The sequence below is a fragment of the Lacticaseibacillus thailandensis DSM 22698 = JCM 13996 genome (assembly GCF_001312865.1).
Lineage (GTDB): Bacteria > Bacillota > Bacilli > Lactobacillales > Lactobacillaceae > Lacticaseibacillus > Lacticaseibacillus thailandensis.
Genome location: NZ_BBER01000001.1, coordinates 271,227 through 285,296, shown reverse-complemented (window position 1 = coordinate 285,296; position 14,070 = coordinate 271,227). Strand labels below are relative to the sequence as shown.

General features: G+C 53.0%; 10 protein-coding genes, 1 tRNA gene and 5 pseudogenes. 8 read left to right on the top strand and 8 right to left on the bottom strand.

Annotated elements, in window-relative coordinates:
• Position 1 precedes the first annotated feature (1 nt).
• A complete protein-coding gene (locus JCM13996_RS01445; RefSeq protein ID WP_054749318.1) occupies positions 2-1,219 on the bottom strand; it encodes an ABC transporter permease in 1,218 nt (405 codons plus the stop codon).
• 2 nt (positions 1,220-1,221) lie between these two features.
• Complete coding sequence (locus tag JCM13996_RS01440) at positions 1,222-1,950, bottom strand: ABC transporter ATP-binding protein (RefSeq protein WP_054749317.1); 729 nt, start codon at positions 1,948-1,950, stop codon at positions 1,222-1,224.
• A 113-nt stretch (positions 1,951-2,063) separates the two neighbouring features.
• Here JCM13996_RS01440 and JCM13996_RS01435 point away from each other — a divergent pair.
• The 4 genes and pseudogenes from JCM13996_RS01435 (at position 2,064) to JCM13996_RS01420 (ending at position 5,013) form a co-directional block, all read left to right on the top strand.
• Positions 2,064-2,494, top strand: a pseudogene (locus JCM13996_RS01435) (HIT family protein).
• A 1-nt stretch (position 2,495) separates the two neighbouring features.
• A complete protein-coding gene (locus JCM13996_RS01430) occupies positions 2,496-2,822 on the top strand; it encodes a hypothetical protein (RefSeq protein WP_054749316.1) in 327 nt (108 codons plus the stop codon).
• A 182-nt stretch (positions 2,823-3,004) separates the two neighbouring features.
• Positions 3,005-3,885 (top strand): annotated as a pseudogene (locus JCM13996_RS01425) (peptidylprolyl isomerase).
• A 210-nt stretch (positions 3,886-4,095) separates the two neighbouring features.
• Positions 4,096-5,013, top strand: coding sequence for a peptidylprolyl isomerase (locus JCM13996_RS01420; protein ID WP_054749315.1), 918 nt, complete (start codon positions 4,096-4,098; stop codon positions 5,011-5,013).
• A gap of 211 nt (positions 5,014-5,224) precedes the next feature.
• Here the strand turns inward: JCM13996_RS01420 and JCM13996_RS01415 are convergent, their stop codons facing one another.
• The 3 genes from JCM13996_RS01415 to JCM13996_RS01405 all read right to left on the bottom strand — a co-directional run bounded on the left by JCM13996_RS01415 (position 5,225) and on the right by JCM13996_RS01405 (position 8,890).
• Positions 5,225-6,217 carry a 3'-5' exoribonuclease YhaM family protein gene (locus JCM13996_RS01415; RefSeq protein WP_054749314.1) on the bottom strand — a complete coding sequence of 331 codons (993 nt, stop codon included), beginning with the start codon at positions 6,215-6,217 and terminating at the stop codon, positions 5,225-5,227.
• A 190-nt stretch (positions 6,218-6,407) separates the two neighbouring features.
• The gene (locus JCM13996_RS01410) at positions 6,408-6,752 is read right to left on the bottom strand and encodes a YlbF family regulator (protein ID WP_054749313.1); all 345 of its coding nucleotides are present in this window, start codon (positions 6,750-6,752) and stop codon (positions 6,408-6,410) included.
• A gap of 38 nt (positions 6,753-6,790) precedes the next feature.
• Complete coding sequence (locus JCM13996_RS01405; protein WP_439646451.1) at positions 6,791-8,890, bottom strand: PBP1A family penicillin-binding protein; 2,100 nt, start codon at positions 8,888-8,890, stop codon at positions 6,791-6,793.
• Positions 8,891-9,063: 173 nt separating this feature from the next.
• On the opposite strand from JCM13996_RS01405, the gene JCM13996_RS01400 reads away from it, so the two are divergent.
• A complete protein-coding gene (locus JCM13996_RS01400; RefSeq protein ID WP_054749312.1) occupies positions 9,064-9,828 on the top strand; it encodes an RluA family pseudouridine synthase in 765 nt (254 codons plus the stop codon).
• Between the two features lie 78 nt (positions 9,829-9,906).
• Here JCM13996_RS01400 and JCM13996_RS01395 read toward each other — a convergent pair whose 3' ends face one another.
• The 3 genes and pseudogenes from JCM13996_RS01395 to JCM13996_RS01385 form a co-directional block, all read right to left on the bottom strand.
• Entirely contained in the window at positions 9,907-10,365 is a 459-nt protein-coding gene (locus tag JCM13996_RS01395) for an arginine repressor (RefSeq protein WP_054749311.1), read from the bottom strand.
• 21 nt (positions 10,366-10,386) lie between these two features.
• Positions 10,387-12,070 (bottom strand): annotated as a pseudogene (gene argS, locus JCM13996_RS01390) (arginine--tRNA ligase).
• A 225-nt stretch (positions 12,071-12,295) separates the two neighbouring features.
• Positions 12,296-12,366: transfer RNA gene (locus JCM13996_RS01385), tRNA-Gly, on the bottom strand.
• A 164-nt stretch (positions 12,367-12,530) separates the two neighbouring features.
• Here JCM13996_RS01385 and JCM13996_RS12700 point away from each other — a divergent pair.
• The 3 genes and pseudogenes from JCM13996_RS12700 (at position 12,531) to JCM13996_RS01375 (ending at position 14,066) form a co-directional block, all read left to right on the top strand.
• Positions 12,531-12,914, top strand: coding sequence for a hypothetical protein (locus JCM13996_RS12700; protein WP_082383745.1), 384 nt, complete (start codon positions 12,531-12,533; stop codon positions 12,912-12,914).
• Between the two features lie 131 nt (positions 12,915-13,045).
• Positions 13,046-13,752 (top strand): annotated as a pseudogene (locus JCM13996_RS01380) (AzlC family ABC transporter permease).
• Positions 13,739-14,066, top strand: a pseudogene (locus JCM13996_RS01375) (AzlD domain-containing protein). Before JCM13996_RS01380 ends, JCM13996_RS01375 begins: the two co-directional pseudogenes overlap by 14 nt.
• The last annotated feature ends 4 nt before the right edge of the window (positions 14,067-14,070 follow it).

Here is a 14,070-nt window from a genome sequence, read left to right as displayed (position 1 = left end):
TCTACCATTGCAAGTGGCGCTGACCAAACCGGGGTACGTACCAACCCGCAACCAGTACCGTCAACACGACACCGGCCACAACCGACTCAGCTGCGGCCAAGACCCCGACCATAATGAGGCCCGTCAGCGCAAAAATGACCGTCTGCACCAACATCAGGCTGAATAGTAACCGTCGTAGTGCCGCAGTCCGTGCGGTTGCGGATAACGGGTAAAGGTGGGCAAACACAATCTCCCGATACTGGGTGGCCAACGGCACAATTTGAATCGCCGTCAAGTACATCGCCACCAGCCCGATCAGCATGCTGACCCAGGCCACCGTGCTCAAACACATGAGTACCACGGCAATGACGGTTAACCGAATAAATAGGTTACCATATTCCGGGCGCCGAATAAAGCCGCGTAGGTAAAGGTAGTCCCACGTCCGGCGCTGTTGGCGACTGCCAGTCCTTAGCCAACCGTCCAACCACCGCCGCCGCTTAATAGTTGCCCGCAGCCCTGGGACGTCGGTGAACATACTATACACCCGGTAAATACGCTGCATACGGCTATTCTCACGCCGGGCGGCCGTTAATAGGGCGACCTGTCCCCGCCGCAACCGTTGTTCCAGCCAAACCCGCAGCACCACATCCATGAGGGACGCAGCAACGACTGGGAACCAGTACACCGGCAACTGGGTGGCGTACACGCTCAACGCCATGAGGACCACCAACGATATCCGGTGGGGTACCTGCGCGGGTTGGTCCATCAACAAGGCATTTGTCTGCAGCATTAAATCGCCATACTGCACCAACGCTGCGGTCACCGCCAAGCAAATGATGGCGGCACTACCGACGTGCCATGTGGCCGCGAGGATGGGCCAGGCGGCCACGACGAGTAACACGGTGAATGCCACCGGTAAAACTAAACTGTAGCGCATCGCTGCGAGCAGGTAATTACCCATTCCGGCTGCACGCGGCAGCAAGAACGTGGCGTCCGCGTCGGTGAGTAGCGTGACTACCTGACCGACGCGCACCGCTGCAGCTAACACTACTAACACGACGTACGGCAACCAGTGCGCCGTGGTCGCACTCATGCCCCGCACGAACTGCGCGTAGCCGTACAACGCAGCGCCAAAAATCACGAACAAGACGATGGTAAATTGATCGTTGAAGACCAATTTCAGGTAGCGTGCCTGAGCCATGAGGTGCTGGCGCAAACGTTTTTGCCATAGTTCCCGCATGACTACACCTCCTGGGTCATCGCCATGTAGATGTCATCCAAACTGGCATTAGGCAGGTTAAACTCATCCCGTAGCGCGCTCAATGACCCCTGCGCACGGACCTGACCATCACGCAGTAGCACAAAACCGTCCGCATACTCCTGCGCCGTCGCCAGCACGTGGGTCGACATCAGAACGGCCGCACCCCGCGCCTTTTGCTCGTTCACCAGGGTAATGAGGTCGTGCACCGCCACGGGATCCAAACCGGTAAAGGGCTCATCAATGATAAACAACTGGGCGTCCGTCATAAAGGCGCTGGCAATCATGACTTTCTGCTTCATCCCCTTGGAAAAGTTGTCGGGGAACCAGTCCAGCTTGTTGTCCAAGCGGAACATTGCCAGCAACCGATCCAACTTGTGCCACGCTTGCTGCTGATCCAACCCGTAGGCCATCATCGCTAGCTCGAGGTGCTCCCGCAGCGTTAGTTCGGGGTACAGGACCGGCGTCTCCGGCACGTAAGCAATACTCCCACGGTAGGCGTTGGCATCACTCGCCAACGTCAACCCGTCGACGGTGATGGTACCCGTTTGGGGCTGTAGCAACCCAATGATGTGCTTAATTGTTGTGGACTTACCCGCACCATTGAGCCCAATCAAACCCACCACCTGGCCGTCCGGGACGCTAAAGGTGACGTCATGGAGTACCGGCACCCGGCCGTAGCCCCCACTGACGTTTGTAACTTCAAGACTCATGGTTATACCCCCGTTCACATTCGAATTCCTGTCTGATATATGATAGCATAATTACAACCAACCCTAATGAAAACAGTACTTTAAACCAGATGGTGAAGGGAGATTCATCGATTATGGACGATTGCATTTTTTTTGTAAAATTATTGCTGGTGAAATTCCTAGCGTAACGGTATATGAAGACGACGAAGTCAAAGCCTTCCTGGATATTTCACAGGCAACCCCGGGACACACGCTACTGGTACCCAAGCAACATGTTCAGGATATCTTTGCTTACGACGCCGACATGGCGGAGCGCGTCTTCAGCCGGGTACCCGCTTTGGCCCGTGCAATCAAGGCCAGCAATCCCGACATTAAGGGTATGAACATCATTAATAACAACGGCCAAGTAGCTTACCAAAGTGTCTTTCACAGTCACATCCACTTCATCCCGCGGTACAGCACCGACGATGACTTTAACATCCACTTTGGCGACCACACCGACCAGTACACCAGTGACCAATTGAACGCAATCGCAGCGGGTATCCGCGCACACCTGGAGGCCTAGCATGAAATCTTTTCTTGGCGGTTTTATCACCGGAGCGGTAATAGCGGGCGCCTGGGCACTCACCCATCGACAAACCGCGGCGGCAGCAGACCGTGATGCGCACAACCTGACACGGGTAGGCCATGACGCCCAACATTTGATGCAGGCCGTCACGACGGTACGGCACCGTACTAGCGCCCTCCAACAAGCAATTCAGGACACGGTGCCGGCTGCGGAAGCAGGCATTAATGATGCCATTACGAACTTTAAGTTTCAGACAGCACCGCGAATTGCTAAACTCACCACGAGTATTGATCATATTACAAAGGCATTACCAGAAAGCGAATAATTTGTGAATATTAGGACGTCGGTTTGAAGCTTGTGTGAAACCGACGCCCTTTTTCGTTTCTGGCGACTGACCTATGCTATATTACGAATCATGACGTACGGGGAAACCGACCCCGGCGAATTTAGACAGATTAGGATGTGTCATGATGAAAAAAATGGATCCTCGGCGCCGCCACCGCTGCCATGGTGTTAGTACTTGCTGGTTGTGGTAGTTCCACGGTTGCAAGCATGAAGGGTGAAAAAAATCACCAAGAGTGAATACTACTCCAAGATGAAGGCCACTTCTTCCGGCAAACAAGTACTACAACAGATGATTGTCGAAAAGGCCCTAGACAAGCAGTACGGCAGCAAGGCCTCCGACAGCAAGGTCAACAAACAGTACAAGACCGTCAAGTCCCAGTACGGTTCGAGCTGGTCCTCCACGCTCAGCACGTATGGTTACACGGCCTCGAGTTACAAGGAGCAAATTAAAATCTCCCTCCTGTCCGCCGCCGCCCTGAAGGACCTGAAGAAACCGACCACGGCACAATTGAAGCTCAGTACAAGAAGTACGAGCCGAAGGTTTCTACCCAAATGATTTTGGTCAAGAAGCAGGCTAAGGCGGAAAGCATCATCAAGGAATTTGCCGCCGAGGACAACACCACCGCCAACTTTGGTAAACTTGCGAAACAGTACTCGACCGACACGAGTACCAAGAGCAAGCAAGGTAAACTAACTGCCTTTGACAATACGGATACCAGTTTGAACTCGGCTTACAAGAAGGCGGCCTTCAAACTAACTAAGAACGGTAGCTACACCACTACCCCCGTGAAAACAAGTTATGGCTATGTCATCATCCGCATGATCAACAACCCCGGCAAGGGTAAGTTCTCGAGCGCAAGTGTACAAAAGAAGTTGAAGAGCCAATTGTACACTACGTGGGAAAGCAACACCACGGTGATGAACAAGGTCATTGCCAAAGTCTTGAAGAAGGCTAACGTTACTATTAAGGATGACGACCTGAAGAACGTCCTCTCGACGTACTTAGCACCTCCTCCTCTTCTAGCAGTTCATCAAGCAACTAATAGTTCATCTCGAATAACTTTAATAAATCATCAATCGGCCCCGCCACGCATAGTGACGGGGCCGATTCGTCGTGGTCAAACCCCGCTCCACGCATGAATTCACCCCAATTTGTGTCCCATTGTGGGGCAATATGTTATATTAGTCACCGGGTGCTCATACTGGGCGTATGATTGACCACAACAAAAAAAATAGATATAGGATGTGTCATGATGAAGAAATGGATCGTGGGTGTCACCACCGCCGCAATGGCTTTATTGCTTGCCGGCTGTGGTAGTTCAACCGTTGCTAGCATGAAGGGTGAGAAGATTACCCAAAGTGAGTACTACTCCAAGATGAAGAAGAGCTCTGCGGGCCAGCAAGTGCTGCAGCAGATGATCGTCGAAAAAGCCTTGGATCAGCAGTACGGTAAGCAGGTTTCCGACAAGACCGTGAATAAGCGCTACAACGCCATGAAGAAGCAGTATGGTTCCAGTTTTGCTTCCACGTTAAGCACGAACGGATACACCGAATCGAGCTTCAAGGAACAAATCAAGACTTCATTGCTCTCCGAGAAGGCACTCAAGGACTTGAAGAAGCCAACCACCAAGCAACTGAAGGCTCAGTACAAGAAGTACCAGCCAAAGGTGACGGTACAACACATTCTGGTCAAGAACCAGGCAACGGCTGACAAGATCGTCAAGGAATTCCAGGGCGAAAAGAACACCACCGCCAACTTCTCGGCATTGGCTAAGAAGAACTCCATTGATACTGGTACCAAGAACAACGGCGGTAAGCTGAGTGCCTTTGATAACACCGACACGCAGTTGGACTCCACGTTTAAGGCTGCTGTGTTCAAGCTGACGAAGAACGGTCAGTTCACCACCACGCCGGTGAAAACGGAATACGGCTACTCCATCATTCGGATGATCAACAATCCGGGTAAGGGTAGCTTCTCCAGCAAGAAGGTGCAGAGTGCGCTGAAGAGCCAAATCTACACTAAGTGGGAAAGTGATTCCACCGTCATGAACAAGGTTATTGCCAAGGTGCTGAAGAAGGCCAACGTCACCATCAAGGATGACGACCTGAAGAACGTCCTGTCGACCTACCTGAACGGTAGCAGCAGTAGCTCCGCAACCACGGCTAACTAAGTACGATTAAGTTGTAACAAACGAACGTCCCCCCCACCGTTTATTGGGAGGACGTTTTTGTGTGTTGGCGTGTTGATACTGTGAGTGTTGCAATCAAGCGGCACCATAAAAAAAAGCCGGTGCCCCGACTAAGCACGGGCACCGGTTCAAGCATCAATATATATTACGTACTGGCCGTAGTTGGCGCTAATGGCTAGGTCTATTTCACAAGTTAGCCATGCTTATTTGCACTACCGTTACCCGCACCAGAATAGTGCTGTAACGACTCTGGCCGGTAGAACCGCCGGCCATCCATCCCGAACAATTGCTGGGTAAATGTTCCCGGATCGGCGTGCTGCGTCGCCGTTAACATCATGTTGATGGAAGCATCCAGTTCGTCCAACTGGTGGAGGATATCCGCTTCCACCATCTGTGGCCGGACCGGTGAACCATACTCCAACAAGCCGTGGTGCGCCAACACCACGTGCCGCAACATCAACATATCCTCCTGCTGCGGATCGATTTTCAGTTCCTGAGCAGCTTTGATAATTTCCTCATCAATGAGGACAATGTGCCCAATCAGGTTCCCCGCCACCGTGTACTCAGTCGACATGGCACCCGATAACTCAATGGTCTTGCCCATATCGTGCAGGATGGCGCCAGCGTAAAGGAGCGGCATGTTAATACCGGAATACTGCTGACCAACACTCTTGGCCAAACGCAAAATACTCAACGTGTGGAAAGCCAACCCGCCACCACTGGCATGGTGGTTAGACTTGGCTGCCGGATAACTGAAAAAAGCATCCTTGTGCTCCGCCAACAGCCGCCGCACGATACGGTTCCAGTTCGGGTTGACGATGTCAAAGACAAAGTCGTTGATCTCTTCCTGCATAGTCGCTGGTGCTTCGGGCGCCCGCTCCAGAAATTGTTGCGGTTGGTTACCCTCTTCCTGCGTGGCCAACCGGATTCCGTAAATTTTGATTTGCGGATTATCATGGTACAACTCACGCTTGCCGGACAACTGCACCACTTCGCCCGCCTTAAACTGCGCAATAGCGTCATCACTGGCATCCCACAACTTGGCTGGCAAGTGGCCAGACGTATCCTGCAGGATGAATGCAATAAACTTCTTCCCGTTTTTAGCTACCCGCACGTCGGCTGACTTAATCAGGACGGGTAACTTCATTTCGTCACCATTTTGGTATTCAAACAAGCGCTTTGCCATGTTGATTCCCCGCTTTCATTCACTAGCTTTATCATACCGATTCACGGGCCAAAATGCTAGCACGGCCTGGGGCTAGCTCCGAAAACTACCGGACAACCAAAAAGGGCGCACCAGCAGCCATCCTCTGACGGGGATGGCTGCTGGTGCGCGCTATCATCACAGGGGTATTGGCCCCCGGCCTTTAGGTCTATTAGGACTGACTGTACAGATCCACGATGGGCTTGCTAATGGTATTGTTCAACTCATCCATTAACTGGCTGAGGGCCTGTTCCTTGGTCATCAAAGTTTTGATGGCGTCGATATCCTTGATCTTGTCCCCTAACGACTGCAGGGAGTGAATGTCATCGTCAGAAATATCCTGACCGGCAGCCTGCTTCTGGGACAATTCCATCTGCTTGTTCTGGAACTGCTTAAACAAGTCATAACCCACCGCGTCCAGCTTCAGCATGTCGAAAGCTTGCTTCAATTCTTGATACTGGGGCGTCTGCTGCAGCGCCTCCGCCATTGCGTTAGCGTTGTCGTAAATGTTGACCATAATTTTCTCCTTTGTACCAGCGCCCGTGGGCCTGGTCGTTAGTTAAACAAACCTTGCACGTCATTATACCATTCATGGGCCTTGTCTTTCACCGTATTGACCCCATCTTGTAAGCCATCCTGAATACTGCTCCAGACTGAGCTGTTACTACCACTGGTGCTACCGGCACTACTGCTGTTAGCGTTGGTGGCCGCCACCTTGGCTGATGCCGCCGTGACGCTGAACTGCGTTTGTGCGGTCTCCGGTAACAGGTTCGTCATTTCTGATTTGAAGATGCTGTCAACATCGCCACCATCCCCGCTTTGCAGGTAATGGGTCTTGGTGGTATAAGCAAAACCAGTCCAGGTCGCTACCACCACGTCGGGAGTGTAACCGACCGCCCACTGGTCCTTATCACCGTTCACGTTCCAAGATTTTGGTGTCTCCGTCGACCCCGTTTTGCCAGCCACCGTGTAGCCGTACGGTTTGGCACTCGCACCCGTCCCGTCATTGTAGGTATCAATCATCATGCTGTTCATTTCCTTAGCCACTGAGCTCGACATCACCTGCTTGCTCTGCGTTTTAGCCCGATAGACCGTGGTCCCCGTAGCATCGACGATTTTGCGGATGAAATGCGTCTGCGGCATCTTCCCGTCACTAGCAAAGGCGGCGTACGCTCGCGCCATGGTCAGCGGTGAGACACCAGTTGACACCCCACCCAAAGCGGCAGCTAGGTTCTGATCCTCTTTCTTAAGGGTAATGCCAAACCGTTGCAGGCTGGACACCCCTTTTTGCACCCCGATCTTATTGAGCAACCACACCGCCGGCACGTTCAAACTGTTGGCCAACGCATAATACATCGGCACGGTGTTTTGGTACACCCCGTTCCAATTGGACGGGCTATACTTGTTCTTGCCGAAGGACTGCTTTTTATCCGATAGCTCGGAGTCGTAGTGATAGCCATTCTCCAACGCTGGTGTGTACACCATTAGTGGCTTTAACGTCGATCCCGGTGAGCGATGGAGCTGTGTGGCGTAATTATACCCCAAGAAGACGTGCGTGCCCCGACCACCCTCAATGGCCCGGACCCCACCCGTTTGCGGATCAATGGCCACGGACGATGCCTGTACCTTAGTCCCGTCAGTAGCGTCATTCTGAAAATTGGCGCTGTTACTCCAGGTTTGGTCCAACGCATCCTGGTAATTGGTGTCCAAACTAGTGTAAATTTTGTACCCCTTATTGAGCAGGTCGTTTTCAGAGAAACCCTTGCTTTCGGCTTCCTCAATGACGGCATCAAAATAATAAGGGTACTTATCGGTTGATTCTTCGTTATAATTGTTGTTAAGTGTCAGCGTCGTCTGCTTGGCGGCCGCCGCCTGCGCGCTCGTCAGGTGCCCCGCTTCAACTTCTAGGCTCAACACCAGGTTCCGCCGACTGATTGCATTGTCCATGTGGTCAATGGGGTTGTAATAACTGGGGTTACGGAGCATGGCGGCCAGCGTTGCCCCCTCACCCACAGTCAGCTCGCTAGCGTGTTTGCCAAAGTAGAGTTCGGACGCGTCCTCAACGCCCCACACCCCGTTACCAAAGTAGGCGTTATTCAAGTACATGGCTAAAATTTCGCTCTTACTGTAGATCCGGTTCATCTGCACGGCCATGAAAATTTCCTGACCCTTACGCAGGAACGTCTGCTTTTGACTTAGTAACGTGTTCTTGACCAGTTGTTGGGTCAGGGTACTACCCCCACCAGTAATGGCCCCACGGTGAATCACCAGGTTGACCACTGAACGGAGGATGCCCTTGATATCAAAGCCGGGGTTGGTCCAAAAGCTACGATCCTCGGTACTAATCACGGCGTTCTGGACGTTTTTAGAAATGTGACCCAGGGACACATAGGTACCCTTTTGGGAGTACAACGACCCAACCGCGTTATTCTTGTGGTCATAGATCTCCGTTTTGGTTTGCAACGAACTCTTGATGTCGGCCATATCGACCGTTTTGGCTTCATAAGTAAAATAGGCGCTCATCACCAAAATGAGGGTCAAAACAATCAGTATCGCCCAGCGAATGAGTTGGAAACGATGTATAAAGCGCCACAGGGCCCGTAAAGCGACCTCCAGTGCGTGACGGATAACCCGTCCAATCTTCTGTATATCCACCAGACAAACTCCCTTCAATCCTATCCCCGTAATTGTAGCATAACCGCCCGTAGCACCCCATTGATCGCCATTATTTATACGATTCCTAACCAGCAGGAGAAAACCAATGCCCGAATTTAATTTCACTATCAACCACGTTCCGGCCGGCCCCAGCTCCGGGCGCAACTGCGCGCGTGGACGGTACCCAAACACTTTCAGGCTCATGGCGGCGGCAGCAACAGATCCTGGTCAACGGCCACTACCAATCACTCACTGAGCCGGTCCCAGATGACGCCACCATCACCATCGCCTTTGCCGCACCCGCTCCGGTCATTGCGCCGGTGGTAGCACCCATCAAGATTGCCTACGCCGACCAGCGCGTGATTGTTGCGCTCAAACCAGCCGGTCTCAAGACCCATCCGAGTGCGGTGGGAGATACGGATAGCCTCATTGGAAGGGTCGCCGCTCACTTTAATGGCGCGCCCATTTACATCACGCACCGTCTCGACATGGCTACCAGTGGTCTAATTCTCCTGGCCCGCGATCCGCTGACGCAGGCCATCATCAACCGGGAGCTGGCCACCAAGACGTTGCGGCGGACATACACCGCGCTCGTGACGCCCGGAATGACCCAAAATTGGGGCCGTATTGACGCTCCCATCGCCCACCGGCCGGACGACATTCGGCGGCGAATGGTGGGGACGGACGGCTTACCGGCCACCACCTTCTACCGCGTGCAAAGCCGCACCACCCGCTATGATCGGATCACCCTACGTCTGGCTACCGGGCGCACCCACCAAATTCGCGTACACATGGATTTCATTGGTCATCCCCTCCTGGGTGACCCATTGTACGGGCACGCGCCCGCGGACCGGTTGATGTTGCACGCCACCACACTCACGTGGCAAAAACCACTCAGTACCCGCACCCAAACCGTCACGAGTACCGTCCCCTTTTAGCTGAACAGACGCCACAAAAATGACCCCCAGCACATGCTGGCGGTCATTTTGTGGTTATTTTGTTGTGAGTCCGCAATTCTAAGCGTTACCAAACGCACGCTGATACAGTTGGTTGAACCACCGGGCTCCATCTTCATCGGGGCTGATGACCACGATCGTATCGTGGCCGGCCACCGTGCCCACCACTTGGGTGAACTCGATGTCGTCGATCAGGGCCGCGAGCAGGTTCCCGTTGCTCGGTACCGTGTGAATAACGTTTAAAAACTGCACGCGGGTAATGCTCAATCCGTTATCACGAATTGACGCCAACAACTTATCCAGACTGCTATCCGTCTTCTGCGAATAAATCACGTACCGGGTGCGACCGTCCGCACCTTTGGCCTTAACGATATTCATCTCCCGAATATCGCGCGACACCGTTGCCTGGGTTGCCTTGACCCCCGCTCGCTGCAACTCCGTGAGCAGTTGCTGCTGCGTCTCGATCACCTGCGCGCTAATGATGCGACTCACGATTCGTTGACGCTCTGCTTTCTTCATGGTTGCCTCCGCGTTCTCCAGCTACATAGCTGCTGGCGCCTGCACACCCAACAAACCCAAAGCTGCGCTAAGAACCACCGTGACGCTCTGCACAAGGGCCAGGCGCCCAGCTAATTCGTCGTCGTCAACCAACACCTTGGTGTGGGCGTAGTACTGGTTAAAGCTCTTGGCCAGACGCAAAGCGTACTTAGCGATGACGGACGGCTCGTATTCGTTAGCGGCGCGCAACACGATGTCGGGGAAGGCCGCTAGTTGCTTCAGTACGGGCCAAGCATGATCGTCGGTCAATTGTACGTGTGCATCCGGCTGTACGTCCGTCTTCCGCAGGATACTGTGCGCCCGTGCGTTGGTGTACTGCACGTACGGACCAGTCTCGCCTTCAAACCGCACGACTTCTTCCAGGTTAAAGTCAAAGCTGTCTTTACGTTCGCTCTTTAAGTCATGGAAGACGACCGCGCCCACGCCCACGGCTTTAGCCACTGCATCTGCGTGTTTCAAGTCTGGGTGCTTAGCGGCGATCTGGTCCTGGGCCAGATCAACGGCCTCCTGCAGTACCTTGTCGAGCAGGATCACGTTTCCTTTACGCGTGGACAACTTCTTGCCGTTGGCAGTAATCAGACCGAACGGAATGTGGTGAATATCATTGGCCCAGTCGTAGCCCATTTCGAGGAGCACGGCCTTTAACTGTTCAAAGTGTTCCTTCTGTTCCATCCCCACTACGTAGAGACTCTGCGCAAAGTCGTACTGGTTGTGCCGGTAAATGGCCGCGGCCAGGTCCCGGGTCATGTACAACGTGGCACCATCGCTCTTACGAATCAGCGCCGGGTTCATGTCATACTTGCTCAAGTCAACAATTTCCGCACCCTGGCTTTCATGCAGCAGGTGCTTGTCTTCGAGTTCCTGGATCACCGGATCCATCTTGTCGTTCATGAACGCCTCACCATTGAAGCTGTCAAAGTCGACCCCCAGGACGTCATAGATCCGTTTGAATTCCTTAAGGGACTCACCACGGAACCACTGCCACAGCTTTGTCGCTTCGGCGTCACCGTCTTCGAGCTTCTTGAACCAAGCCCGGGCTTCGTCATCCAACTCGGGCTGGGTCTCAGCCTCCTTGTGAAAGCGCACGTAGTATTCAAGCAGGTGCTTGATGGGATTGGCCTTCACGTCGGCCTCACTACCCCATTTTTTTGTACGCCACGATCAGCTTGCCAAACTGGGTGCCCCAGTCCCCCAGGTAGTTGATCTTGATGGGGGTGTAGCCAATCTTGGTCAAAATCTTGGCCAGGGAGTTCCCAATCACCGTTGACCGGAGGTGGCCCATTGACATGGGCTTGGCGATGTTGGGACTGCTCATATCAATGGGAACGTTCCCGTGACCCACCTGCGCATCACCGTAGTGGCTGCCTTGGGTAGCAATAGTCGTCAACGTATCTTGAGCAAAGGCCACTTTGTCCAGGAAGAAGTTGACGTAGGCCCCTTGTGCCACCACGTGGTCAAACTGCGACTGGTCAATGGCCGCGACGATATCCGCCGCGATCTTGGGTGGTGCCATCCGGCGCACCTTCGCCAGGGCAAAGGTCGGGAAGGCGTAATCACCTAAATCGTCTGACTTCGGCTGTTCAACTAACTTGTTAATTGTGTCAGTAGTTAACTCATCACCGAGCACCGCCGCTAATGCCTGCACAACCTGCTGCTTGTAATCCATACCGTTATGTTCCTCCATGTATTCAAAAACGGGCCCGTCCCCTTCTTACGAAAGAGACGAGCCTCCGCCCGCGGTACCACTCTTGTTGGCGTGACCGCCCACTTAAATGCTATTTATACTTAAGTGTCGTGTTAGCGCGCCGTTCGCACTGCCTACCCACATCGCACCACCCGTGAGCTCACTGAAAGGCCTTAACGAACTTCCTCTAACATACCGACAAACTACAGCGGTCGACGAGAATCGAACTCGCGACATCAGCTTGGGAAGCTGAGATTTTACCATTAAACTACGACCGCAACAACGGAAATAATTATAGCATGCACGTTTACTGCTGCCAAGCATGTGCACCAAAAAAAATGCCTGTTTTAGTAAAAATTAGATTTTTTTTGAGTGTGGACTACCGTTTCTCACCGTGCTATAATTTTATTGAGGGAGATTTGCTACGAAGGGACGTGATACCATATGCCAGAAACCAAGCGCCGGTACTTTTTTTGTTGCTAAAAATACCAAAACTGATCATGGCTACACCATTGAGTTTCTCAACATTCCACAATTATACGCTTCTGGAGAAACCTATGCTGAGACGGTTTATTACTCCTACCGGGTCCTGGCTGACTTCCTAAAGCAACTACCAAAGGAAGAAGCCGCCATAACGGCATACACCCTAAGCACCATTCCCGATAATACTGATAATACGTTCTACTCAATCGTCAGCGTGCCCGCTGATTTTGATCCGCACCACATGCAGACAACATTTACCATTTCACAGGCGCTTCCTGACGATATTCGTAAACAGGCGGCACAATTGTCCCACCTGGTGGACTTCGGGTCCTTGCCGGCATAGCAGCCTGGTAGCATCAGCAATCAGCTCAACCGCGTGACGTTCGTCGATGCAGTTAACGGCGGGGGTCACGTTTTTGTGTACTATCTTGCTTGGTCACCAACGCCAAACGCATATGAGGAGGTCGCCCACCTGTGAATAACCAACTAGATTTCCGTACCGGTATCCGTGATACCATCCTACCGCCTTTGGCTATATTGGTATTGGCCTGGCTTTTGGAATTGTCGCCCGGGGTGGCGGTCACGGACCACTCATCACCTTGCTCATGTCGTTGCTGGCATACAGCGGCACCGCACAATTTATCATTGTGAGCATGATTGCCGCCAGCAGCGCGTACATATCGATCATCTTCGCCGTACTCATGGTCAGCGCCCGCATGATTCTCGTCAGCATGACCGTTGCCCCCTACTTTCGCAAAGAAAGCATGTGGCGTAACGTGTGGCTCGGCACCCTCATTACCGACGAAACGTTCGCCCTCACCATGAGCAAGCTGAACTATACCAACCACCGCCTCAGCTTTACCTGGCTTAACGCCGCAAACATCTTTGCCTACAGTATTTGGGCGTTGGCGTCGCTGGTGGGCAACCTCGTTGGGAGTTTAATTCCGAATCCCAACGCGTTTGGCCTCGACTTTGCCCTCGTCGCCATGTTCATCGGGCTCTTGTACCTGCAAATTATTGGTGACCGGCGCATGGGTCTACTGCTGCAAGGCATCGTGGTCGCCATCGTCTGCGTATTGATGTACTTGGGGCTGATTTTTATTCCCAGCAGTGTGCTCGTCCTGGTCGTCACCATCACGTCCTGCTTATTAGGAATGGGGGTTAAGCATGTCTTCTTTTGAGTACTCGTTATTAGTCGTCATTGGCTGCGGCCTGGTCACCTGGTTGTGCCGGGTCATCCCCTTCATCCTGTTAAAAAAAATGGCAACTACCCGCCATCGTGTTGGAATTTCTCAGCTTTGTGCCCGTCAGCATTATGGCCGCCCTCGTCATTAGTAACCTATTCACCCAACATTTGGGCCATTTGCCCAGCCTCAACGTGCCCTATACCATTGCCACCGTCCCTGCGGTGATTGCAGCAGTCGTCACCCGCTCCCTGCTGGCCGTGGCGGTTGTGGGCATCGTGGCTTTAGCGATTATCAGGGTGATCATGTGAATCG